This window comes from Geodermatophilus sp. SYSU D00742 (assembly GCF_054049935.1).
The window spans coordinates 61,594-85,741 of the sequence record NZ_JBJGYJ010000020.1; the positions used below are offsets into that span (position 1 = coordinate 61,594).

The 24,148-nt window shown below is 70.9% G+C and carries 13 protein-coding genes and 2 pseudogenes; 10 read left to right on the forward strand and 5 right to left on the reverse strand.

Annotation, left to right across the window (positions count from 1 at the left end; genetic code table 11):
• Positions 1-95: 95 nt before the first annotated feature.
• The 3 genes from ACI78V_RS14725 (at position 96) to ACI78V_RS14735 (ending at position 10,976) form a co-directional block, all read left to right on the forward strand.
• Positions 96-6,413: a DEAD/DEAH box helicase gene (locus ACI78V_RS14725; protein WP_456851960.1), complete on the forward strand. Its 6,318-nt coding sequence runs from the start codon at positions 96-98 to the stop codon at positions 6,411-6,413.
• Positions 6,414-6,417: 4 nt separating this feature from the next.
• A complete protein-coding gene (locus tag ACI78V_RS14730; protein WP_456851962.1) occupies positions 6,418-8,646 on the forward strand; it encodes a 3'-5' exonuclease in 2,229 nt (742 codons plus the stop codon).
• 269 nt (positions 8,647-8,915) lie between these two features.
• Positions 8,916-10,976 carry a hypothetical protein gene (locus tag ACI78V_RS14735; protein WP_456851964.1) on the forward strand — a complete coding sequence of 687 codons (2,061 nt, stop codon included), beginning with the start codon at positions 8,916-8,918 and terminating at the stop codon, positions 10,974-10,976.
• A 42-nt stretch (positions 10,977-11,018) separates the two neighbouring features.
• Here ACI78V_RS14735 and ACI78V_RS14740 read toward each other — a convergent pair.
• Together ACI78V_RS14740 and ACI78V_RS14745 are read right to left on the reverse strand one after the other, a co-directional pair.
• Positions 11,019-11,762, reverse strand: a pseudogene (locus ACI78V_RS14740) (GP88 family protein); the annotation flags it as partial.
• 741 nt (positions 11,763-12,503) lie between these two features.
• A complete protein-coding gene (locus tag ACI78V_RS14745) occupies positions 12,504-14,195 on the reverse strand; it encodes a DUF262 domain-containing protein (RefSeq protein ID WP_456851966.1) in 1,692 nt (563 codons plus the stop codon).
• 241 nt (positions 14,196-14,436) lie between these two features.
• Here ACI78V_RS14745 and ACI78V_RS14750 point away from each other — a divergent pair, with 241 nt between their 5' ends.
• Together ACI78V_RS14750 and ACI78V_RS14755 are read left to right on the forward strand one after the other, a co-directional pair.
• Entirely contained in the window at positions 14,437-15,774 is a 1,338-nt protein-coding gene (locus ACI78V_RS14750; protein ID WP_456851968.1) for an ABC1 kinase family protein, read from the forward strand.
• Positions 15,775-15,855: 81 nt separating this feature from the next.
• On the forward strand, positions 15,856-16,485 hold the full coding sequence (locus ACI78V_RS14755; RefSeq protein WP_456851970.1) for an antibiotic biosynthesis monooxygenase: 630 nt from the start codon (positions 15,856-15,858) through the stop codon (positions 16,483-16,485).
• A 90-nt stretch (positions 16,486-16,575) separates the two neighbouring features.
• Here ACI78V_RS14755 and ACI78V_RS14760 read toward each other — a convergent pair whose 3' ends face one another.
• Positions 16,576-17,574, reverse strand: a complete 999-nt coding sequence (locus ACI78V_RS14760; protein WP_456851972.1) for an AraC family transcriptional regulator — start codon at positions 17,572-17,574, stop codon at positions 16,576-16,578.
• Positions 17,575-17,791: 217 nt separating this feature from the next.
• Here ACI78V_RS14760 and ACI78V_RS14765 point away from each other — a divergent pair, with 217 nt between their 5' ends.
• The 4 genes and pseudogenes from ACI78V_RS14765 (at position 17,792) to ACI78V_RS14780 (ending at position 22,121) form a co-directional block, all read left to right on the forward strand.
• Positions 17,792-19,381 carry an FAD-binding oxidoreductase gene (locus tag ACI78V_RS14765; protein WP_456851974.1) on the forward strand — a complete coding sequence of 530 codons (1,590 nt, stop codon included), beginning with the start codon at positions 17,792-17,794 and terminating at the stop codon, positions 19,379-19,381.
• 364 nt (positions 19,382-19,745) lie between these two features.
• Positions 19,746-20,237 carry a hypothetical protein gene (locus ACI78V_RS14770; RefSeq protein WP_456851976.1) on the forward strand — a complete coding sequence of 164 codons (492 nt, stop codon included), beginning with the start codon at positions 19,746-19,748 and terminating at the stop codon, positions 20,235-20,237.
• 141 nt (positions 20,238-20,378) lie between these two features.
• Positions 20,379-21,368, forward strand: a pseudogene (locus ACI78V_RS14775) (NAD(P)H-dependent flavin oxidoreductase); the annotation flags it as partial.
• 123 nt (positions 21,369-21,491) lie between these two features.
• Positions 21,492-22,121, forward strand: a complete 630-nt coding sequence (locus ACI78V_RS14780; RefSeq protein WP_456851978.1) for a hypothetical protein — start codon at positions 21,492-21,494, stop codon at positions 22,119-22,121.
• A gap of 22 nt (positions 22,122-22,143) precedes the next feature.
• Here ACI78V_RS14780 and ACI78V_RS14785 read toward each other — a convergent pair whose 3' ends face one another.
• Entirely contained in the window at positions 22,144-22,905 is a 762-nt protein-coding gene (locus ACI78V_RS14785; RefSeq protein WP_456851980.1) for an enoyl-CoA hydratase/isomerase family protein, read from the reverse strand.
• A 233-nt stretch (positions 22,906-23,138) separates the two neighbouring features.
• Between ACI78V_RS14785 and ACI78V_RS14790 the strand changes: the two genes are divergently transcribed.
• A complete protein-coding gene (locus ACI78V_RS14790) occupies positions 23,139-23,273 on the forward strand; it encodes a DUF3237 family protein (protein ID WP_456851982.1) in 135 nt (44 codons plus the stop codon).
• A gap of 144 nt (positions 23,274-23,417) precedes the next feature.
• On the opposite strand, the gene ACI78V_RS14795 is transcribed toward ACI78V_RS14790, so the two are convergent.
• On the reverse strand, positions 23,418-24,020 hold the full coding sequence (locus ACI78V_RS14795) for a DUF4407 domain-containing protein (protein WP_456851987.1): 603 nt from the start codon (positions 24,018-24,020) through the stop codon (positions 23,418-23,420).
• Positions 24,021-24,148: the final 128 nt, after the last annotated feature.

Here is a 24,148-nt window from a genome sequence, read left to right on the forward strand (position 1 = left end):
CTGACCAAGATCCTTCCGCGCACCAATGAGCGGCGGGTCACTGGGCGATGACTTCATTGCTGCCCTCGTTGCAGGCGGCGGACCTTCGGCGTGCCTTGATCGACTACCTCGGCACGACCTTCGCCCTCGCCGACGATGAGGTCCGCATCGCGCTGCAGGACTTCCTCACTGACCCGCAGGAGGGCATCTTCCGCGGACCGTACGTCCGATTGCGGCTGCCCTTCCGGCCGGCCGACGAGGACTGGGCAGCGCCGCTGGACTGGTATCCGGAGGGCTTTGCGCCCTACCGGCACCAGGCCGTGGCCTTCTCCCGGCTGACGTCCAAGCACGGCGATCCGCGGCCGACCATCGTCACGACCGGGACCGGCTCCGGGAAGACGGAGTCGTTCCTCGTCCCGATCCTCGACCACGTCCTGCGGGCACGCCGGGCCGGGCAGCGCGGCATCAAGGCGCTGGTCCTCTACCCGATGAACGCGCTGGCCAACGACCAGGCCGGTCGACTGGCCAAGCTCATCACCCGCGACCCCCGCCTGTCCGACGTGACCGCGGGCCTCTACACCGGTGACAAGAACACGCCGAGCACCCGGGTGACCCAGGACGGGCTGATCACCGACCGCGCGGTCATGCAGTCCGATCCGCCGGACATCCTGCTCACCAACTACAAGATGCTCGACCAGTTGCTCCTGCGTCCGGCGGACGCCCCACTGTGGCAGCTGTCCCCCGAGAGCCTGCGCTACCTGGTCCTCGACGAGTTCCACACCTACGACGGCGCCCAGGGGACCGACGTCGCGATGCTGCTCCGGCGCTTGGGGCTGGTCCTCGGCGTCGACGAGCCGGGCCGGCCGCTCGGCGACATCGTTCCAGTGGCCACGTCGGCCACCCTGGGCAGCGGTGACCCGAGTGCCCTCTTGGCCTTCGCCGCCACCGTCTTCGGCCGCGAGATCGAGCCAGATGCCATCGTCGCCGAGGACCGCGTGACGCCCGAGGAGTGGCTGGCTGAGCGGGAGGCCTCGGACAGACGCCCTGGTGTCACCCGCCCGCGCGGCTACCTCGACCTGCCCAGGGTCGCTGCTGAACTTCGCCAGGCGACCACCCCGGACGAGATCATCAGGGCGCTCATCCGCGAGCTCTTCGTGGAGCAGCCCAAGCGGGGAGAGCACCTCAACGACCTCAACGACGAGGACGCGCAGCACCTCGTCCACGGCCTCAGCGGCCACGGTGAGCTCGGCTGGCTGCTCACCCACCACGACCTCACCAAGCAGCTGCTGCGGCTCGCCACCACCCCCAGCGACGTCGCCGACCTCGCCCGCCGGCTCTTTCCCACCGACCGCAGCCCCGCCAACGAGGACGGCGTCCTGCTCCTCGACGCCCTCCTCGGGCTGCTGAGCCTGGCCCGGGTCGGGATGACTCAGGCCGGCGCCGGCCCCCGGTTCCTCTCCACGGACGTGCAGCTGTGGGTCCGCGAGGTCAGCCGGGTCGAGCGCCTCGCCGACAACACGCCGCGCTTCCGATGGACCGACGACGGCGTCGACACCGGCGGCCAGCTCTACCTGCCGGCGATCTACTGCCGCTTCTGCGGACGATCGGGTTGGCGAGTGCTCATCGCCCCCACCGGCCACTCCGTCGAGACCGACGCGTCGAGCATCCGTGCCGAGGCCGTCCGCGAGAACCGGCGCGTCCGGTCGCTGCTGTTCGCGCCCGGCGAGGCGGCCGATCTGGAGAGCGGCAACGCGGCCTCGGGGCTGATGTGGTTCGACACCAAGAACCGGGAGCTGCTGACCGGTCCGCCGGACCTCGACGTCGCCTCCATGGAGGAGAACCCGATCGTCCCGGTGCTGGTCAACGGCGACGATGACCACGCCGATCGCCGCACCCCCGACCAGCGAGACGTCTGCCCCGCATGCGAGCGGGAGAACGGCATCCGCTTCCTCGGCAGCGGGATCGCCACCCTGGCGTCGGTGTCGCTGTCCAGCGTGTTCGCCAGCGAGCACCTCGAGCGCGCGGAGAAGAAGACGCTGCTGTTCACCGACAGCGTCCAGGACGCCGCCCACCGAGCCGGGTTCGTGCAAGCCCGTTCCCACACGCTGACCTTCCGCGGCGCACTGCGGACTGCCCTGACCGAGGATCGGTCGACGTTGCCCCAGCTCGCCGATGGGGTCATCTCCGCTGCGGGCGACGACCTCCACCGACGACACGTCCTCGTCCCGCCGGCACTCGTCGGCGACAGGAACTTCAAGCCATTCCTCGACCCCGACGCCTCGGACGCCGAGGTCGAGCGGGCCCGTCGGCGGGTCGCCAAGCGGCTGGCCTTCGACATCGCCCTGGAGTTCGGGCTCAACGCGCGCCTGGGCCGCACGCTGGAGCTCACCGGCAGCGCAGTCGCCGAGGTGCTCGCCGGAGGCACTGACGACGTCCGAGGCCTCGGCGCTGCTGCGCTCGACGCCGCCGTCCAGCGACACGCGCTCTCCCCCGGCCTCGACGGCTCCTGGGCGGCCGGCCGCGGCACCAGCCTGGTGTGGTGGGTCCGCGGCGTGCTCGACCGCATCCGCAGTCAGGGCGGCATCCACCATCCGTGGCTCGACGCATACCTGGCTGCCGACGGCAACCGGTGGCGGATCTGGGGTGGCCGGGACCGGGCCGGCGGCATGCCGGCCTTCCCGTCCGGCCGGGGCGCCCCTGCCTTCCCCACCACGGCGAAGGGCTCCGAGCTGCTGGCATCGATCAGCGGAGGGCGTTCCTGGTACGCCCGCTGGGCCTCCTCCTGTCTCGACATCAGCCCCAACGACGGTGCGGTGGTCACCCGCCACCTGCTCGACGTCCTCGTCGACGCCGGCACCCTGACGGCGGTCACCAGCAACGGCGGTGCCCGCATCTGGGCACTGCCGCCGCAGAACGTCGCAGTGACCGTGCCGTCCGAAGAGGCCCTCCGCTCGGGTGAGCACCTGCTCCGGTGCCCGGTCTGCCACACCGCCGTCCCGGGGACCACACAGGTCGTCGACGAGCTGGACGGCGCGCCCTGCGTGCGCGCCGGCTGCACCGGACGTCTCGGCCGGGACCGACGGGGTGACGACTACTACCGGACCCTCTACGCCAGCCCCCAGGCCAGGCGCGTGGTCGCCGCCGAGCACACCAGCCTCTTGCCTGACGACACGCGGCTGCAGCGGGAGCAGGCCTTCCGCCGGGACGAGCTGCCCGGCGACCCGAATGTCCTCGTCGCCACGCCCACCCTCGAGCTGGGCATCGACATCGGCGACCTGTCGACGGTCATGCTGTCGTCCCTACCGAAGTCCGTGGCCGGGTACCAGCAGCGCATCGGCCGCGCCGGCCGCCGGACCGGCAACGCCCTGGTCCTCGCCTACGTCCCCGCGCGGGGCACCAACCTCCCCCGCTGGGCCGAACCGCTGTCGGTCATCGACGGCGACGTCCGCCCGCCGGCGACCTACCTGGACGCGGTCGAGATTCTGCGCCGCCAGTACGTCGCGCACCTCGTCGACCGCCAGGCAGCCGACCCCATGGCTCCCTCGGCGCGGCTGACGACGCCGGCCGTGCTCGAGACCTGGGAGGCCGACTCCTGGACCGGCCGGCTGCTCACCGACGCCCGGGCTCACGCGGCCGAGTACGTCGTCGAGTTCCTGGCACAGTTCGGTGACGGTGTGCGTCCCGACACCGCCGAGGACCTGCGTCGCTGGGCCGGCGTGGGCATCGGCTCGGACGAGGTCAGCGGCCTCGAGGCCCTGTGGTACCGGGCCGTCGACGGGTGGCGCAAGGAGCGGACCGAACTCGGCGAGCGGATCACCCGAGCCCAGGATGCGCTGGTCGAGCTGACGGAGCGGGCGAATCAGCCGGCGGCGACCGACGAGGACAAGCAGCTGTGGCGGAGCACCAAGGCCGAGCTCTCGGCTCTGCGCAAGCGCCGTCAGGAGCTGGTCTCGCAGCACTGGGTGCAGGCGCTGGAGGAGCGCGGTGTCCTCCCGAACTACACACTCCTCGACGACACGGTGACGCTGGACGTCGCCGTCCGGTGGTTCGACCAGGAGACCGAGGAGTACCACGACGAGCCGCGCAGCTACCAGCGCGGCAGCCGGATCGCGCTCACCGAGTTCGCGCCCGGCTCGACCTTCTACGCGCAGGGCATCGCGGCCCGCATCGACGCCGTCGACCTCGCCAGCACCGGGACCGACCACGTCCAGGACTGGGTGCTCTGCGCCCGGTGCGGCTGGGGCGCCAACGGGACGGTGTCAGTGACCGCTTGCCCGCGGTGCGGGGACGCGGCGATCCAGGACACCGGGCAGCGGCTGCAGGTGCTTCCCCTGGAGCGGGTCTCGGCCCAGGTCTCCCGCGACGAGGCCACCATCACCGACGCCCTCGACGACCGCGAGCGCGAGCAGTTCGCGACGGTCACCGCGGCAGACATCGACCCGGCGGACATCACCGAAGCCTGGCACCTCGCCGACTTCCCGTTCGGCGCCGAGTACATCCGGGCGACCGAGATCCGCTGGCTCAACCTGGGCCGGACCCGGGAGTCGGGGCGCGATCGCAGCATCGCCGGCTTCGACGTGAAGACACCGCTGTTCCGGGTCTGCCCCGGCTGTGGTGTCACGCCCGCCGCCCAGCGTCGCGAGGAGCAGGACGCACGGCACCGGGGCTGGTGCCCCCACCGTCGTGACCTCGACATCGAGTGGCGGGAGATCGCGCTCGGCCGGACGCTCCGAACCCAGGCCGTGCGGATGCTCGTGCCGCCGCAGTACACGACCGACCACTTCGCCGCGGTCTCCTTCCGCGCGGCGCTGCTGCTCGGTCTGCGCGAGGTGATCGGCGGCGATCCGGACCACCTGGACGTCGTCGACGTCCACGCACCGGTCGGCGGCGTGGACCGCGTCGCGCTGCTCCTGCACGACACCGTCCCCGGTGGCACCGGATACCTGGCCGACTTCGCCCGCCCGGACCGGGTCCGGGAGCTGCTCCAGGCGGCTCTGGACGTCGTCGAGAACTGCCCCTGCGCCGCCGAGGGCAAGCTGGCCTGCCACCGGTGCCTGCTGCCGTTCGTCCACCCCGGGCAGGTGGACAAGACCTCCCGGGCCCGGGCCGCTCAACTGCTCGCGGAGATCCTCGGGCTGGTCGCCCCGCTCGGGGAAGCCGCCCCGCACGCCTGGCAGCCGGTGCAGGCCAAGTCCATCGCCGACGTCCCGCCGCCGTCGCCGGAGAGCCACCTCGAGCAGCGATTCCGGGACGCGCTCTGCGGTGCGCTCGCCGCCCAGGGTGCGTCGGTGCGGCAGAAGCCGCAGCCGGACGGAACGCTCGTCGAGTTCGCGCTGTCCGGCTCGCACCGCCGCTGGACGATGCGTCCTCAGGTGCCGCTCGGCAACGTCAAGCCGGACTTCGTGCTCAGCACGCAGGACCCGACCGTGCCCGAGGTCTGCATCTTCACCGACGGCGCGCTGTTCCACGCCTCTGCCGAGCACAACCGGGTGCGGGATGACGCGGAGAAGCGGGCGGCTCTCCGGGACCAGGGCAAGGTGGTCTGGGCGATCACATCCAAGGATCTGGACCGCTTCGAGGCGCTCGCCGCGGGCACGCCTGCGCCGCCGCTCGGAGCCTTGACCGACCAGTCGCTGGCGATGCTGCGGTCGAAGCTGCTGCCCGGGTCGGCTCCCGAGTCGCTGCTGAGGGACGACGCCGTCAGTCAGCTGCTGGCCTGGATCCGGACTCCTGATCCCGATGCCTGGTCGAAGCTGGCCGACCGGGCGGCTCTCGCCTTCGGGGCGCTGCCGAGCGCTCGGCGCTTCCGGCTCTTCGCGAAGCAACTCGTGACCGCGGCGAGCGACGTCCTGTGCGGCGAGCCGACCGTCGGAGACCTGATGGGGCCGCTGGCCGGCTGGTCGTGGTGCCAGGGCGGAAGCCTCGCGCTCACTGCGGCACTGGTCTCGGCACCACTCGGTCTGCACACCGCTCTCGTCGTCGACGACCGGGACGACCGGCTGGAGAAGCCCGCTGGGCAGGATGCGTGGCGGGAGTGGCTCCGACTGTCCAACGTCTTCGGGTTCGCCGACCAGCCGATGACCATCGCGGCGCTGTCGCAGGTGATCGGCGGCTCGGTCACCCCGACGATGGACGCGCCAATGGTCGAGACCGAGGGCCACGTCGCTCCGGCCTGGCAGGCTCTGATCGACGGGGCGTTGACCGATGCCGAGCGGGCTCTGCTCCGCCGACTCGCTACCGCAGGCGTGCCCGTGCCTGAGCAGGGCTTCGAGACGGACGACGGGACCCCGTTGGACCTCGCGTGGCCGGACGCGAAGGTCTGCGTCCGGCTGGACGAGTCGGACGAGCCCGTCGACAGCTCGTGGACGGTTGCACCCACCGACGTCGACGCGATCACAGAGCTGCTGGGTGCCCCCAGCGCCGGACAGGAGTGACCCGATGGCCAATGTGATCATGTCCAAGCAGTTCACCAAGGACCTCGACGTCGACGGGTCGCTGCGCCCACGCGCGTGGGAGTTCCTGCACAAGCTGATGACGGACCACACCGTCCCAGGCCTGCACATCGAGCCCATCAACGGGTCGCGGGACAGTCGCGTGCGGACCGGCCGGGTCAACGACAACTACCGGGCGGTGCTGTTCCTCGTCGCCGAGCAGCCGGAGCCGAACTTCGTGCTCGCGGCCATCAAGAAGCACGACGAGGCCAACCGGCTGGCAGCACGGCTAACGCTCCGGGTCAACCCCGTGAACGGCGTCCTGGAGTTCTTCGACGAGGAAGCCGTCGTCACCGCCCCGGAGCCACAGCCCGTCGTCCGGCCTCGTGTCGAGGACGACCTCCCCGGTCCGCTGTCCGGCTTCAAGACCTCGGAGCTGACCGACGTCCTGGGCCTGCCCGCGCCCCTCGCGGAGGCGGCGGTCACGGCCGGCGACGAGGACGCTCTCCTGTCCCTAGCCGCGGATGCGCCCGCATGGCAGGCGGACGCTCTGCTGCAACTGGCGACCGGGACCGCGCCCAAGGACATCGCCGCTGCGCTCCGGGAGTCCGCCGAGGCGGTCGGCACCGAGCCCGGCGCGGCTGCCGATCCGGTCACCGAAGCCGAGCGGGTCGAGCGGGCCCTCAGCCACCCCGCATCGCAGATGGAGTTCGTGACCATCGTCGACGACGACCAGCTCACCCAGGTGCTGTCCGGCTCGTTCGCCGCATGGCGCGTCTTCCTGCACCCGGACCAGCGGGCGTACGCCTACCGGGACACGTACCGCGGCGCGTTCCGCTTGAGCGGTGGGGCGGGCACGGGGAAGACCGTCGTCGCCCTCCACAGAGCCCACTTCCTGGCGCGCCAGAACCCGAACGCCCGCATCGTCCTGACTACCTACACGACGACGCTCGCCGACAGCCTCCGCGCCGGCCTGAACGAACTGGATCCCGAGCTGGCCCTGGCCTCGGAGTTGGGAGCCCCGGGAGTCCACGTCGTCGGCGTCGACAAGCTGGCGCGCGAGGCACTGGCGAAGGCAGGCGATCGAGCACTGCGAGCGGTGTCGACCCACGTCGGATCCCTGTCGCTGCAGGGTGAGCTGGCGCTGCGGGACAGCGAGGACCGGCAGCTCTGGGAGGAGTCCGTAGCGACGGCCGGGCAGACCCTGCCGCCGCACCTGAAAACCCCGACCTTCCTCACCGCCGAGTACCGGTCGGTGATCCTCGGGAACGGGGTCACCACGCGGGAGGAGTACGCGCGTGTCCCGCGGACCGGTCGTGGTGTGCGGCTGAGCCGCGCAGAGCGACTGGGCGTGTGGTCGGTCGTCGAGGCCTACCGGCGCCGGCTGTCCATGGAGGGCAAGGCGACCTTCGCCGAGCTGGCCGCCCTCGCATCGGCCGCGGTCACCCAGGCCAGGCCGGAGGGTCTCGCCGACCACGTCATCGTGGACGAAGCCCAGGACCTGCACACCGGTCACTGGCGACTGCTGCGGTCACTCGTCCCCTCGGGCTCGAACGATCTGTTCATCTGCGAGGACTCGCACCAGCGGATCTACGGGGAGAAGGTCGTCCTCGGCCGGCTCGGCATCAACATCCAGGGCCGTTCCCGGCGCCTGACGCTGAACTACCGGACGACTGCTCAGAACCTCCGGTTCGCCGTCGGTGTCCTGGAAGGCGCCGAGGTGACCGACCTGGAGGGTGAGGGCGAGGACGTCAGCGGCTACCGTTCCCCGCTCCGCGGCCCTCGACCCCGGCTTCTGCCTGCACCGTCGCTCTCCGCGGAGCTGGACGAGATCGCCGACGTCCTGAAGGGCTGGCTGGCCGAACCAGACGTCGAGCCGTCCAGCCTCGCCGTGCTGGTGCGCAGTGCTGCGGTCCGCGACCTCGTGCAGCGCGGCTTGGCCGACCGGCAGGTCACCGTGCAGACGGTGGAGGGCCGGCGATCCCGGACCACTCCGGCGCCTTCGCTGCTGACGATGCACCGGGCCAAGGGGCTGGAGTTCCGGAAGGTCGTGCTGGCCGGGGTGGACGAGAGCCAGGTCCCGGCCGGGCGGGTCGTCGGCCAGTACCCGGACGACGACCGCGGTGACGCCGTGGTGCGTGAGCGGCTCCTGCTCTACGTCGCCTCATCGCGTGCTCGGGACGAGCTCGTCGTCACGTGGCACGGCTCCGCTTCGCCGTTCCTGCCCAGCAATTGAAGGCCGGTCAGGGCATGAGCAGTCATCTCGCCCCCGCCTTGACGAACGTTGCCTGAGGAGGCCACGTAGTTGTGACGGAAGGATCGCCCATCGCTGCAGGGGCCGGAGGTGGCGTCCCTGCTGCTCATGCCTTCCCTGAACTCTTCTGGGATCTGATGGCGGAGATGACCAGCCACGATGTCGGCGCGTCTCCGCTTCTGCTGGTCGTCCCACCTCCGACGAATTCGTGGACTCCTCCACCCGTACCGCAGCACTGGGCGATCCGTGTAGTGACCTCCAACCACGACATCCCGGCCGTCGTGGATTCCCAACTGCCGAGCAGACCGGTGGTGGTTCTCCCTTCCTGGGAGTCAGCTCGGAGCGGTCAGTTGTCTCCCTACCAGGAGCAGCTGCTCGAATGTCGCCCGGATCGGGGGTTCCATCCCTTGCTGATGGCGCTGCCCGGCCCAGATCTGGACTCCAGTCGCGATGCTCACTTTCGCACCGAGCTCCTCGCGAAGTGGACTCCGGAGTTGACGGTCTACGTCCGAGGCCTCATACCCGGCGTGCATCCGCAATTCGTCCTGGCGCTGACAGCACTGAGGCCCGTCGCCGACGCGCATGGGCCGATCCGATTGTTCGAGGTTCCCACCGATCTCTCGGCCGAAGCCGGCCTTGCCGGGATAGCCGCAGATCTCAGGCGACTTAAGAAAATGAAGGGTGGCACGAGCGAGTTCGGCTACGTCCTTCGGCAGATGCCACCGCCTCCCGCTCGCCTGGGTTTCGCTCGACACGACCCCCGTTTGGCCGCCCTCCGCAATGATCTAGCAAACTTCGGTTCGACGGTGCCCATCAAGGACCTGTTCGAAATAGTGCCTCAGGCGTCACTTCTCCCCAGGAACAGACACCAGGTATCGAGAAGTGATCCGGACGCAGCTCGTGTCTTGACCGGCCGAGACATCCGTTCCGACGGCATTGTCCTTGACGACGAGACGTCGACATGGGTTGCTGTGCCCCCGGATCGACAACTGCGTGCCGGGGACGTCGTGATCCGCGCCATCTCCGCACCACGAATGAAGGGCGGGTTCGTCCTGACCCAGGTGGCGGAGGAGGACCTACCGCTCGCCGCGAGCCCTACCGTTCACGCGCTGCGCCTACGCCCGGACATTCCACCCGTCACGAAGGACTTCGTCCTTCGATATCTGGCGTCTCCGCAGGCCGCACGGCTGGCTCAAGGCACGGAATTGAACGGCCATGTACGCCTCACACCGACGGTCCTCACATCCCTGCATGTGCCTGTGCCGGACGAGAAGATGACGGCAGCTCTAGCGGCCGTCCAGATGGCAGAAGGCCGTGCCGCCGAGTGGAGCCACGAGGCGGCGGACTTGCTCGGCTCCATCTTCGATGAACCGGATGCCAAGAAGGCCCGAGATCGCGTTCAGCGATCCAGTCGCGTCATGCGATGGCGCATCGACGCAGCGGCCCTGACCGAGAACTTCAGCTATCAAATCCGCACGCGGTTCCCACACCCAATTGCCTACCGATGGCGGGTGGCCGAGGCCGCATTGTCCGACGGGCCGACATCAGAGGGATACCGCAGCATCCTGGAGGCCGCCGAGGTGCTCCTGGCCTACCTGGCGTGCGTCGCGCTTGCGGCTGCACGCTCGGCCGGCATCCAAATGAGCCACCTTCCAGACCTGCAGAAGAAGTTCGCCATCGGCCAAGGTCCAACGATGGGTGACTGGGTGGCAATCCTTCAAGAGGTCACGGGCAAGCGGTTTCGGGCCCTCGACGAAGATTTTCAGCTCGGCGAGCTGCAAGGCTTTCTTGGAGCGGTGGGCGTGAGGGATGCGCAGCGGCGTCTCAGTCAGCGTCGCAATGACGAGGCGCACATCAGGCGCGTTGATCCCCACGACCTCCCTCAGGCATGCGCCGAGGCCACGCAGGATCTCATGACCATACTCCAAGCTGCGGAGTTCGCGGCAGACGTTCCTCTCTTGTTGCTGGGCCCTACACGATGGGATTCTTTGGCAGCCTCGGGTGAGGCGGAGGCCCGCTCACTGATGGGAGACCATCCCGTGGTGCCTAAGAGATCGATTCAGGTCACTCGCCCGGACCTCGAGGCCGGGAGTCTTTACATCAAGGATCCCAACGAACGACTACATCTACTGCGCCCACTCCTCGTATCCAAAGACTGTCCGACTTGCAGAAATCTCTCGACGTTTCATGTGGACAGAGTCAGCGACCGCGATGTCGTCCTAAAAAGTCTCGAACACGGCCATACCGTGTCAGCCCCGGACATGCGGTCGGCCTTGACCAAGGTGGGCCTTCTCGGGCCAGGGCAGCCCTGACCGGCATCAGGGTCCTCACAACCTGAGATCGACGAACGCCGTTCACCGCTTGGCGATCGAGAAGACGACGTCGCCCCGGCCGCTCGGACAGATCCCACAGCGGATGCAGGCAGACCCCTTCTCAGCGATCAACGGTATCCGGCGTCCGTTCTCGGGGCACGGATAGCGCTTGCTGGGCAGGGCGGCCAGATCCGCTCGCCCATCGGCGAACGTCTCAGCCAAGTAGGCCCACCGCACCCAGGGATGACGCCTTCGAGCATTTTTCGCCGCCGCCAGGTTGTCCGGATCGACGGACAGGTACACCGAGAGGTTCGTCAGGCCGGCGAGGACGGGCAGCACGTCGAGCGCCGAGGGGTCGAAGCTCCGCGTGTACACCCAGAACCTGATATCAGGACTGGCCCGGATCACGTCGGCCCAGGCCTGCGCGTAGGCCACCGAGAAGAAGTCGCCGTCCCAGTGGATCCGGAAGTCACGCGGCACCTTGGCGCCGCGCTTCTCGGCTCGGTCGCAGTCCGCCCGGAAGCCGTCGATCATGTCAGCCAGAAGTCGGGCCATGCCCAACCGATCAAGCCCGGCGAGCGCCTGCATGTTGCCGGTCAAGACATCCAGGACGCCCTTGTAGAGCTTCTCGAGCTTGCCCGCATAGCAGACACGCTCGCACGTCACCGTGGCGCCAGGACACGAGAACTGACGTCCGGCCGGGAGGCCGAAACTGTTCGCGATCTTGGCCGTCTTGCCGTTCGGTGACGGCAGATTCGTGACCTTCCGGTCAGCCGAGCGCCTGAGAACTCCTGGCCCTGGGGGGACGGACGCGGCGCCGTCGCCGAGGGAGCCTGGATCGCCACCCCTCGGCGAACTCGGACGCGCGACAGCGGCCGAGCTCATGGCCTGGCCGCGCGCTACGCGGCCGGCCGACTGTCTCGTTTTCGCCACCGGAGGCCCGAAACTTCCGGATCCTGATGGCCAAGCGTGAGCGCTCGATCAGAGCGCCCTACAGCCGGCCGACGCCAGCTGACCGCCTCTGTCCCCGTGTCGATGCGAGTGCCATCCATGGCCGCCTCCTCGACGTGCGAGGCCAACGGTTCAGAGGACTAGGCAGCTGGGTCAATCAACAGCGTCACCGGACGTGCGCGACGCGGACTCACACAGGCGTGGCGCGTGCCGTCGGTGACTCAACGCTCATGGCGAGGTCAGTCGAGAAATTTCCGCCGACGTACCACCAAGGTTGCCGCCGAGGACCCAGGATCCAGGCGACGCCCCTGTGAAGCGTGGCGGGTCATGTACATGCACCGCGCCACGCCGCACCACCAGCGACCCAGTCTGGACGGGCGTCCTCTGCGGACCTGCGGCGATTGGTGAAGCCAATCCAGACAGACGAGCACATGCGCGTGATGCATCAAGAAGGGACTTGGGCGCCAACAGACCAGAGGCGGGACAGCACACAGCGTTGGCTCGCAGGCCAGCCCTCAGCCTCCTCTGACCCGACCACGCCCGAAGCACACAGCGTTGCTGACGGCGCGAATTAGCCTACTCGAGGAGGAAGAGCTTTGCTCCAAGGTCCCACTCTTCAACCAGTGTCTCGAGAAGCTCCTCCTGACGCTCCTCGAGCATCTCAGGAGTCCACTTGTCGTGATTGAGGACGCCGATGGTCAGGGCAAAGGGGGCCACGCCACTCTTCCCGGTGAAGTACTTGTCCTTCTTGGTGGCGAAGTCGAAATTTTGCGCGGCCGCGTTCTTTGCCCGGTTCAGCAGTACGAGGTTGGCGAGCCGATGCGTCCACACAGACCGCTCTTCCTCCGTGAAGTTTTCCAACCACTCGGAGCCCCGAGCGGGGTTCTGGGGAAGCACGTGCTCGACCGTGATGATCTTGTGGTCGTAAGACACTCCCGGCACGTTGGCGAGCTTCTCGTCCAGACGCAGAAGCACGTACTTGCGCACCGCCGTCACGAGGTAGATCTCTCCCTGCAGCCGGCGAATCGTGTCGGCTCGTTCCTGCTCGTCCAGCTCAAAGGCCGGCGCATCCAGCCCGACCTTGACGAGGTCCTTGAGAAGGTCGGCATAGCGCTGCGCGCGAGGCGTCGCATAGACGCGCCGAACCAGCATGCTGGCGGCCAACCGCTCGAGCTTGCGCAGGAAGGCGTCGAGCCACTCCGGGTCGTCGCCGTGATGACGCAGCGCCCACAGCGCTGGCGGGCGCCAGTCGTTGTTGTCGATCTGAGCCAGTCGCTTGAACCAGCGGTTGACCCTCTCGGCACCCTCGCTCGCCGTGTATGACAGGTCGCGCATCTGCTGGTATGCGCTCGCGTAGGGCAGGAGAACGTCGTCGACGAATTCCGCAGCTCGGCCCTTGAACTGGAAGAGCACCTGCTCCGGAAACTCCTTGAGCAGTTCCCTCCGGGCGCGCTCCTGAGAGAAGACCATCCGGAGGTGCAGAAAGAGATCAGCGAAGTCGTCACGCCCGAGCGACTCCTCGGCGTTCTCCCACTTCGTTGCGTACTCGCTCGAGACCTTGTCAGGCAGCTCTCCGATGATCAACGACTTGAAGATGTCTGCCGGTGACAGGTCGAGGCCGCGGGCGTTCATGACGCTGAAGATCCGATGTGCACTGTCGAGGTCCGGTGTGCTCACCACGACGAGGAAGGTCCGCTCGCTGAGCATGCCGACCAGTGCCAGACGGCGGTCCTCCGACCAGTCGGCCAGGCGCTGACGGAATGCCCTCGCGTTGGCCTGCACGGCCTTCTGCGCGTCAGTCGTCATGGCATCGGTCTTGACCTCGAGCAGCGAGGCGATCGAACTGGTCGTCTGGACGTTTGTCCGAAAGAAGCCGGCATCGCGAGCCCGCAGGGTTAGCCGCGGTTTCGGCGCCAAGCTGCGAATCCGGTTACCGGGCTCCACCAGCATGGTCTCGAGGTCCCGCCGCAGAGCTTCGTCATCAGTCAGATCCCTGAGGACGGCGAGCAAGATTGTCAGCGTCGTGAGTCGCTGCTGCCCGTCAATGACCTCGGCGTCCGAGGACTCCCTGCGCTTGACCAGGACCACTGAGCCGAGGAAGTAGGGTTCGTCGTCGCCTCGGTCGAGCGCCTCCACGAGGTCCTCCAGCAGCTGCGCGGCCTGCTCGACCTGCCAGGCGTACGGGCGCTGATAGTCGGGGATTCGGAAGTCGTAGTCACTGCTGAAGATCTTGTGCAGTGGAACTTCGTGCGCCTCGAGCTGCTGCATGCGAGTGAGTCTGCGGGATGCCGAACGACCCTTCGAACACCCCCCCATACAGTCGCGTGTCGCCCGGCGGCCGTTGGTAGCCGCCTTCATCAATGCAGCAGCAGGATCGGGTGAAGTGCTTGACGCATTCCGACGACGAGGCCTAGTAGCCAGCCCCGCGACCCAGCCTGATCCAGCACGCCTGATCCGAGCGGGCCGCCTCGAGGTGTCGCGCCAGGGCCACGCGGCGCTAGCGTCGCCCGTGGACTCCACACCCCCCGACGACGGCGGGCCGACGCGGGGCCGGCTGGCCCGGACGGCGCGGCTCGCTGCGCTGCCGGCTGCGTTCGCAGGGCGCACGGCCGTCGGGATCGGCAAGCGGATCGGCGGGCGGCCCGCCGAGGCCGTCGCCGCGCAGGTGCAGCAGCGCACCGCCGAGCAGTTGTTCGCCACGCTCGGCCACCTCAAGGGCGGCGCCATGAAGGTCGGCCAGGCGCTGTCGGCCATGGAGTCCGCCCTGCCCGAGCAGCTAGCCGGCCCCTACCGCGAGACGCTCGTCCGGCTGCAGGAGGCGGCGCCGGCCATGCCGACCGCGCGGGTCCACGAGCAGCTCGCCAAATCCCTCGGCCGCGACTGGCGCCGACAGCTACGCGACTTCGACGACCACCCCGTCGCCGCCGCCAGCATCGGCCAGGTCCACCGAGCCACGTGGGAAGACGGCACCCCGGTGGCGGTCAAGGTCCAGTACCCCGGCGCCGCGGAGGCGCTCGTCGCCGACCTCGGCACCCTCCAGGTCCTCGCCCCGGTCATAAAGGCCGCCGCACCCAGCCTCGACGTCCGGGAGCTGTTCTCCGAGCTGCGCGAACGCCTCATCGAGGAGGCCGACTACACGCACGAGGCCGAGGCACAGCAGGCCTTCGCCGACGCCTACCGCGGCGACCCGGACATCGCCGTCCCCGACGTCGAAGCAGTCCAGCACCAGGTGCTGGTCAGCGAGTGGATCGGCGGCACTCCCCTCTCCCGCGTCATCGCCGACGGCACCCAGGACGACCGCGACCGCGCCGGCCAGCTCCTCGTCCGCCTCCTGGCCTCCGGGCCGGCCAGGGCCCACCGGGTCCACGGCGACCCGCACCCCGGCAACTTCCGGCTGCTGCCCGACCGGCGGCTCGGCGTCCTCGACTTCGGCTCGACGCAGGCCATGCCGCACGGCTGGCCCGACCGCCTCGGCCCCCTGCTCGCCGCCGGCCGGGACGGCGACGCCGCCACCCTCCACCGCATCGCCGCCGACGCCCACCTCGTCGACCCGGCCAAGGTCACGCCGGAGCAGCTGCGAGACCTGCTCGCCCCCTACCTCCAGCCGCTCCGCACCGAGCGGTACCGGTTCACCCGCGGCTGGATGCAGGAGCAGACCCGCCGCGCCTCCGACCCGCTCGGCGCCACCGCCCGCACCCAGCGCCGGCTGACCGTCCCGCCGCACTACCTGCTGCTGCAGCGGGTGGCCGCCGAGCTGGTCGGCGTCCTGTGCTCGCTCGGCGCCACTGTCGCCGTCGACGCCGAGGTCCGCCGGTGGCTGCCCGGCTACGACACCACAGGCACGTAGCGAGGGACGTTCGGCACCGTCGTCCGCCGTCCCCGGCGAGGAGGCTCCCCCGTGTCAGCACGGAACGAGAGGAGCCGGGAGATGTACGCCCGTTCCACCACCCTGATGATCTTCCCCGCGTCGATGGACGAGGCCATCGCCTACATGGCCGACGAGGTCTGGCCGGCGATGCGCGACATGGACGGCTGTATCGGGCTGTCCATGATGTGCGACCGCGAGAGCGGCATGTACATCGCCACCTCGGCCTGGGCGGACAAGGAGTCCATGCAGGCCAGCAACCAGCACGTGCACCCCATGCGCGAGGCGATGGTCGACCGCTTCGGGGCCGGCGCCCGCGAGCCGGAGGTCCGCGAGTGGGAGATCGCCGTCCTGCACCGCGACCACCAGGCTCCCGACGGCGCCTGCTGCCGGGTCACCTGGCTGCGCGCCGACCCGAGTCGGGTCGACGAGCTGCTCGACATGTACCGGACCCGGATCATGCCGCGCATCCAGGAGATGCCCGGCTTCTGCAGCCTCAGCATGCTGGTCGACCGCGAGAGCGGCCGCGCCGTGGGCACGGCGGTGTTCGCCAGCCGCGCCGCCCTCGAGCAGTCCCGGGAGCAGGCCCGCATGCTGCGGGAGGAGAGCGTCAGGACGATGGGCGTCGACATCCTCGACGTCGCGGAGATGGAGATGGTCTTCGCCCACCTGCGGGTGCCCGAGACCGTCTGAGCTCCGGACCCCGCACTGCCCGACTCCCCGCAGCGGCCGGCCCTGGCGTGGGGCGGCCGGGCGGTGCGTCCCGGGTTTACGACACGGGAGTCACGGCCGCCGCCGCAGCGTCTCGGCCGGCGGGACGCCGTAGCGCTCCCGGTACCGGGCCGCGAACCGGCCGCGGTGGGTGAACCCCCACCGGTGCGCGACGGCCTCGACGGTGGTGGTCGCCGGGTCGGCGGCGAGCAGGTCCCGGTGCGCGTACCGGAGCCGCACGTGCTGCAGGTACTCGGTCGGCGAGACCTCCAGAGCCCGCTGGAAGCCGCGTTGCAGGCCGCGGACGCCGACGCCGCAGGCGCGCGCGATGTCGGCGATCGTGAGCGGCTGGTCGGCGTGGGCCTCGATGTACTCGCGCCCCCGCCGCACGACAGAGCTCCCGGCAGCCGCCACCGGTGCGGCCAGCTCGTCCCGGTGCTGGTGCACGGCAGTCAGCAGCAGGCCGGTCATGACGCTGTGCGCGAAGGGTGCGGCCACCATCGGCTGGCGGACGAGGGCGTCCTCGTCGGCGAGGTCTGCGGCCATGGACCGGACCAGCGCCAGCCACTGCGCACCGCGGCCGGTGGAGACGTCCAGACCGAGGTCGAGATCGATGCGGGAGCGCAGCGGCCGGTCCAGCAGCTGCTCCATCGCGTGCTCGAGCGCCGGTTGCGCGATGCGCAGGGCCAGGACCGGAGCCGGGGTCGCCCAGCCGGTGAACACGGCGGCGCGGTCGGGGACGTGCACGACCGCGGAGCCCGGCCCGGCGACGGCGTCCCGCCCGGCGCTGGTCGCGACCAGGGCTCCGCCGGTGGGGACGTTGACCTGGTAGGAGCCGTCGTGGGCGCTCTCGATGCGCACCTCGGTGTCGTAGGTGAGCCAGCCGACGGTGAGCGGGCCCAGCGCGGCCGCGTCGAGGGTCATCGCGAAGCGGCTGGCATCACCGAGCACGGTGACCCGGTGGCTGTGGTAGACCCGCGTGCCCACCGCGCACGCCTCGTCGGGGTCGCCGCTGCGGACCGACACCTCCGGCAACGGCCGCGGGCGGGCCGGTTCGCGGAGAGCGGCCACGGCACCCCCTCCGGGTGGTCCGCCGGACGAACGACGTGGGCCAGTATGCGACCGGTTGTCAGCGATCCGTTGTGGCCGGGGTCACGACCGCGGTCTGCTACGAGGGCGCCGCCGGGGGTCCCCGACGGCCGGGCCGGGTGCCGGCACCGTCCACCGCGCGGCTGACGCCGCGCCGGGTCGGTCGCCGTCCCGACCGCCACCGACGAAGGAGTCCCCCGTGGCCCGTCTGCTGCCCCCTGGGCTGTCCGAGTCCGACTTCGACGCCGCGATCGCCCGGTTCCGGGACGTCGTCGGCGACAAGTACGTCGTCACCGAGGACGGCGACCTGACCCGCTACCGCGACCCCTACCCGGTGGGCGGTGAACCGGCCGCGGGCGCCTCGGCGGCGGTCTCCCCGGAGACGACCGAGCAGGTGCAGGAGATCGTCCGGATCGCCAACGAGTTCGGCGTCCCGCTCTCCCCGATCTCGACCGGCAGGAACAACGGCTACGGCGGCGGCCAGCCGCGGCTGTCCGGCGCGGTCGTCGTGAACACCGGCGAGCGGATGAACCGCATCCTCGAGGTGGACGAGAAGTACGGCTACGCCCTGCTCGAGCCCGGGGTCTCCTACTTCGACCTCTACGAGTACCTGGAGGCGAACGCGCCGTCCCTGATGCTGGACTGCCCGGACCTCGGCTGGGGCTCGGTGGTCGGCAACACCCTCGACCGCGGGGTCGGCTACACCCCCTACGGCGACCACCTCATGTGGCAGACCGGCCTGGAGGTCGTGCTGCCCACCGGCGAGGTGATGCGCACCGGCATGGGCGCGGTGCCGGGCAGCACCACCTGGCAGCTGTTCCAGTACGGCTTCGGGCCGTTCCCCGACGGCCTGTTCACCCAGTCCAACCTCGGCATCGTCACCAAGATGGGCATCCAGCTCATGCAGCGCCCACCGTCGTCCACCACGTTCCTGATCACGTTCGACCGGGAGGAGGACCTGGCGCAGGTCGTCGACATCATGTTCCCGCTGCGGGTGAACATGGCCCCGCTGCAGAACGTGCCGGTGCTGCGCAACATCGTCCTGGACGCCGGCGTCGTCTCCAGGCGCACCGAGTGGCACGACGGGGACGGTCCGCTGCCGGCCGAGGCGATCGAGCAGATGAAGTCCGAGCTGGGCCTGGGCTACTGGAACCTGTACGGCACCGTCTACGGCCCGCCGCCGGTCGTCGAGCAGTACCTCGGCATGATCCGCGACGCGTTCCTCCAGGTGCCGGGCTCGCGCTTCTGCACCCACCACGACCGCGACGAGGCCACCGACCGCGGCGCGCACGTGCTGCACGACCGGCACCGGATCAACAACGGCATCCCGTCCCTGGACGAGATGAAGCTGCTGGAGTTCGTGCCCAACGGCGGGCACATCGGCTTCTCCCCCATCTCGGCGCCCGACGGCGCGGACGCGCTGCGGCAGGCGCAGATGGTGCGGCGGCGGGCCGACGAGTACCGCCAGGACTACGCCGCCCAGTTCGTCGTCGGGCTCCGGGAGATGCACCACATCGCGCTGCTGCTGTTCGACACCACCGACCCGGACGAGCGTCAGCGCGCGCTCGACCTGGCGCGGGTGCTGATCGACGAGGCCGCCGCCGAGGGCTACGGCGAGTACCGCACCCACAACGCCCTCATGGACCAGGTGATGGGCACCTACGACTGGGGCGACGGTGCGCTGCGGAAGTTCCACGAGACCGTCAAGGACGCCCTCGACCCCAACTCGATCATGGCGCCGGGCAAGTCCGGCATCTGGGGCCGCAAGTACCGCGACAAGGGCCTCTGACCCGCACCGGACGCCGGGTGGGCGGCTGCGGTCCGGCGCCGTCCACCCGGTACCCGAGCGGCCGGGCACCCCGCGCGGCCGCGGCCCTCGGCCGGGATCGACGCGTCCGCCGCTGCCGTCTCAGCAACGCGGCCGGCCGTTTCCGAGAACGGCGTGTGTCGTGTCGTGACTGGAGGTCACGGCGCAACCAGGGGCTGACGCACGGTCATTGGCGCGGTTGACGGGGCTGGACGGCCGCGAGGAACCTCCGCCTCACCGCGTCCGCGGACGCGGTACCCGGCACGGCGAGGTCGTCGAGCGCTGGAGGGTCCAGCGCCGGACGTCGTGCCGCTTCCCCCGCCCGCGTGTCCGCTCGGAGGCAACGATGTCCGCAGGTACGACCCGCCGTGGCTCGGCTCTCGCCCGGACCGCCCTGGTGCTGGGCGTCGTCGTCGCCGTGGCGACGCTCGCCGCACCGTCCGCCCTCGCCGCACCGCCCGTCCCCGCGCCACCCGCGCCGGCACAACTCCAGTCGGTCGAGGTGACGCTCGACTCGGCCGGGATCGGCAGCGAACCCGGGACCGTGGTGGTCACCGGCACGGTGACCTGCAGCGAGCCGGCCGAGGCGATCGTGTTCGGGGACGTCGCGCAGGTCCAGGGCCTGGACATCGCGCGCGACTTCTTCGGCGTCCTCGTGCCGTGCTCCAGCACGCCCACCGCCTGGACGGCGACCTCCGGCGGCGCGCTGCGGGTGTTCCTGCCGCTGCCGACGTTCGTCGAGGCCAACGCGCAGTACTGCGTCGTGGACCTCTGCCACACCGCCACGACCACCCGGACGATCACCCTCGCCGCCCCGGACCCGGCCACCACCGTGTGAGCCGTCGACCCCAGCGGGCGACCGACGACCGGCAGCGGTGCCGGCGTCGACGGACGCCGGCAGCCCGTCCACCGTCGGCACGCCCCTTGACCCGACCGGGCACCAGCGCGACCGTGAGGTGCGCGCCACTGCCCACCGGGGAGGTCGGCCATGCAGACGCGGTTCACGGAGCTGGTCGGCTGCTCCGTCCCCATCCAGCAGGCGCCGATGGGGACGATCTCCTCACCGGACCTGGCGGTCGCGGTCGCCGAGGCCGGTGGCGTCGGCACGGTGACCGCGCTGGGCCTGCCCCCCGAGGTGCTGGTCCGGCGCCTGGACGAGATGAGAGGGCGCACGTCCGGCGTGCTGGCCGCCAACGTCGTCGACGAGCACGTCGACGAGCGGCTGGTGGCCGACGTCGCCGAGCGGGTGCGGCTGGTCGACTTCTTCTGGTTCGACCCCGCGCCGCGGCTGGTGGAGCTGGTCCACCGGTCCGGCGCCCTCGTCAACTGGCAGGTGGGGTCGGTCGACGAGGCGCGCGCCGCGGTGGACGCCGGCTGCGACGTGGTCACGGTGCAGGGCACCGAGGCCGGCGGTCACGTGCGCGGGTACTCGCCGCTGCTCCCCCTCCTGGGCGAGGCGCTCGCCGCGGTGGAGGTCCCCGTCCTCGCGGCCGGCGGGATCAGCGACGGGCGGTCCTTCGCCGAGGTCATGGCGGCCGGTGCGGACGGTGCCCGCATCGGGACCCGGTTCATCGCGACGGTCGAGTCCGGCGCCCACCCGGCGTACAGGCAGGCCGTCGTCGACGCCGCCGGCGACTGCACCGTCATCACCGACGCGTTCGCCGACTGCCCCCTGTGCGCCACCAGCCCCCGCGCCCGGGTGCTGCGCGCCGCGGTGGACCGGCTGGCCGCACTGGACGACGACGTCGTCGGGACGGCGACCATGGGCGGTGCGCAGATCCCCGTGCCGCGCGGATCGGGCCTTCCGCCCGTGGCCGGCGCGGAGGGCCACCTGGACGCGATGGCCATGTACGCGGGCGCCGGCGTCGGCTCGGTGACCGACGTCCGGCCGGCCGCCGAGGTGATCGCCGAGCTCATGGCGCACCTCGACGTCCACCAGCCTGCGCGCAGCCGCAGCAGCGCCCGCTGACGGCCCAGCCGTCGCCGTCGGCACCGCCGTCGGGAGTTCCATTGCCCGACGGCGGCCCCGCGAGCACAGTGACCCCACGCGGCGACGCGGCCGCGGTGCGCGTCATCCAGGGGGAACGCTGCCATGTACGCCCGATCGACCACCTTCCGCGGGAACCCGGACGCCATCGACGACGGCATCGCCTACACGCGGGACACGGTCCTGCCCGCCGTCCTACAGATGGACGGATGCGTCGGCCTGTCCATGCTGGTCGACCGCTCCACCGGCCGGTGCATCGTCACCACCTCCTGGCACGACGCCGAGTCGATGCAGCGCAGCGCCGACGCCGTCGCCTCGCTCCGCGAGACGACGATCAGGAGTGTCGGCGGCTCGGAGACCGAGGCCGAGGTCGTCGAGTGGCAGGTCGGGGTCCTGCACCGGGTGCGCAGCGCTCCCGAGCACGCCGCCTGCCGGGTGATCTCGACGAAGGGTCCCATCGGTCAGGCCGATCGGATCATCGACGGGTTCCGCACGAGCATCGTCCCCCGCATCGGTGACCTCGCCGGCTTCTGCAGCACCAGCCTCCTCGTCAACCGGGAGACCGGCCGGTCCGTCGTCGCCACGGTCTACGAGGACCGCCAGATCATGAACCGGTCGAAGGGGCAGGCCCAGGCGATGCGGCAGGAGTTCACCGAGCACATGGGCATGCGCGTCATCGACGTCGCCGAGTACGACGTCGCCCTCGCCCACCTGCGCGTGCCCGAGACGGTCTGACGCCCCCGCCCGTACCGGCGCCCTACGAGGACGAGGCGGATCGGCGCATCGACCACATCTGCGCCGGGCGCTCGAACTGCGTCGCGACCTCCCAGCTCACCGCTCCGTTCACGACCTCCCGCCGGAAGTTGCCGACCGCCACCCGCGCCAGCTCCGGGTCCGCGGCCACACGGGCGGCGAGCTCCAGCGCGCGGTCCTCGACGGCGTCGGGGTCCACCGCCTCCCACGCCAGCCCCAGCTCAGCGGCGCGGACGCCGGAGACCTCCTCGCCGAACAGCGCCATCGCCGCCGCGGCCTCCCGGCCGACCAGCCGGGACAGGATCACGAAGTGCCCGCCGCCGGGGTGCATCCCCCGCTTGAGGAACCCGGCGATCAGCCGGGCGTCGCGGGCGACGATCCGCAGGTCGGTGGCCAGCAGCATGTTCATCCCGGCGCCCACCGCCGAGCCGCGGACCGCCGCCACCGTGGGCACATTCACCTGCCCCAGCCGGTAGAAGGAGTCGTATATCGCCGACATGCCCTCGTAGGCCTCGGGCGCCGCCGGGTCACGGCCGGCGGAGGTCAGCGTCGCGATGTCCCCACCCGCGCAGAAGGACTTCCCCACCGCCCGGACGACGAGCGCCCCGATCTCCGGCCGCGCGTCCACCTCGTCGAACAGTCCGATCAGCTCGCGCGCCATGTCCGGGGTCAGGGCGTTGCGGCGATCCGGCGCGTTCAGCGTCACCACCGCCACCGCGCCGTCGACCTCGAGCAGCACCTCACCGGAGCCGGAACCAGCAGTCACGCGTCCACCCTCCCGAACCGCGGCCGGCTCCGCTGCCGGCCGCACGAACCGCAGGCATCAGACCACGCGCCCGACGGGCAGGCGCAGCCCCACACCGGGTGGGAGTTCCGCCACCCTGGGTTCCGGAACTCCCGAGGCGGTCCACCAGCGGCCGACGGGACGCACGACACGCCGATGGAATTTTCGGGCAGTACCAGGGCAGAGCGGATGCCTCCGGGGGTCTGAACCCGCCGATGACGATCTACGTCGCCCCGCGGTTCGAGACGTCGGACGAGCGTTATGCCTGGCTCAACCGGATCCAGGCGGTGGGCAAGGGGATCGTGCACGAGGACCTCTCGCTCGACTACGAGTGGTACGAGCTCCGCTAGTCGGACCGTCCCCGGGAGCCGTCGGCCGCCACCACGCCGGCCGGACCTGCACGCCTGCTGTCTCCCACACACGCAACCGGCCCCTCCGCCGGCTGACACCGGCAGGCGTCAGACCACGGAGGGGCCGGGCGGAGCAGGACGGGGTCAGACCCCGGCGGGCTCCCGGTCGACCGGCCGCCGGCGCACGGCACGCACGGTCCGCAGCGCCGCGTTGAGGATCGGCCCGGTGTCCCACGGCTGCCGCGGCTCCGGCACCGCGGGAGCCTCGGCCGGCCGGACCGGCGCCGCAGCCGCCCGCGCGGCCTCCTCCGCCAGCGCCGCAGCCGCCCGCCGGCGGGCCAGCACGGCCTCCTTCTGCCGGTCGATCCGCTCCTTCTCGGCCATCACGAGCATCTCCTCGCGGGCCTTCGCGACGGTCAGCCGCGACTCCTGCTGGAGCTCCTCGATCTCGACGTCCCCGGAGTCGCGCAGCGCCGCCAGCCGGTCGTAGGCCGACGGCGGGCCGAAGTTGAGCAGCAGCTTCATGAGCACCGGCAGGATCTCCACGCACATGAACAGCAGCGACAGCATGACCTTCGCCGCGGCCAGGGTCGTGTTGCGGTCGCTCAGCCGGTCCAGCGCCTCCAGCCGCAGGAGGATGCCGCCGGAGCCCTCGTTGGCCCCGTCGAAGGACGCCTGCAGCCGGGTCTGCTCGGCGGTCAGCCGCTCCAGCTCGGCGCGGTCGGTCGCCAGCGACGCGGCGGCCAGGTCGGCGCTGCGCGGGGGGGGGGGGGGGGGGGGGGGGGGGGGGGGGGCCGGGGGGGGGGGGGGGGGGGGGGGGGGGGGGGGGGGGGGGGGGGGGGGGGGGGGGGGGGGGGGGGGGGGGGGGGGGGGGG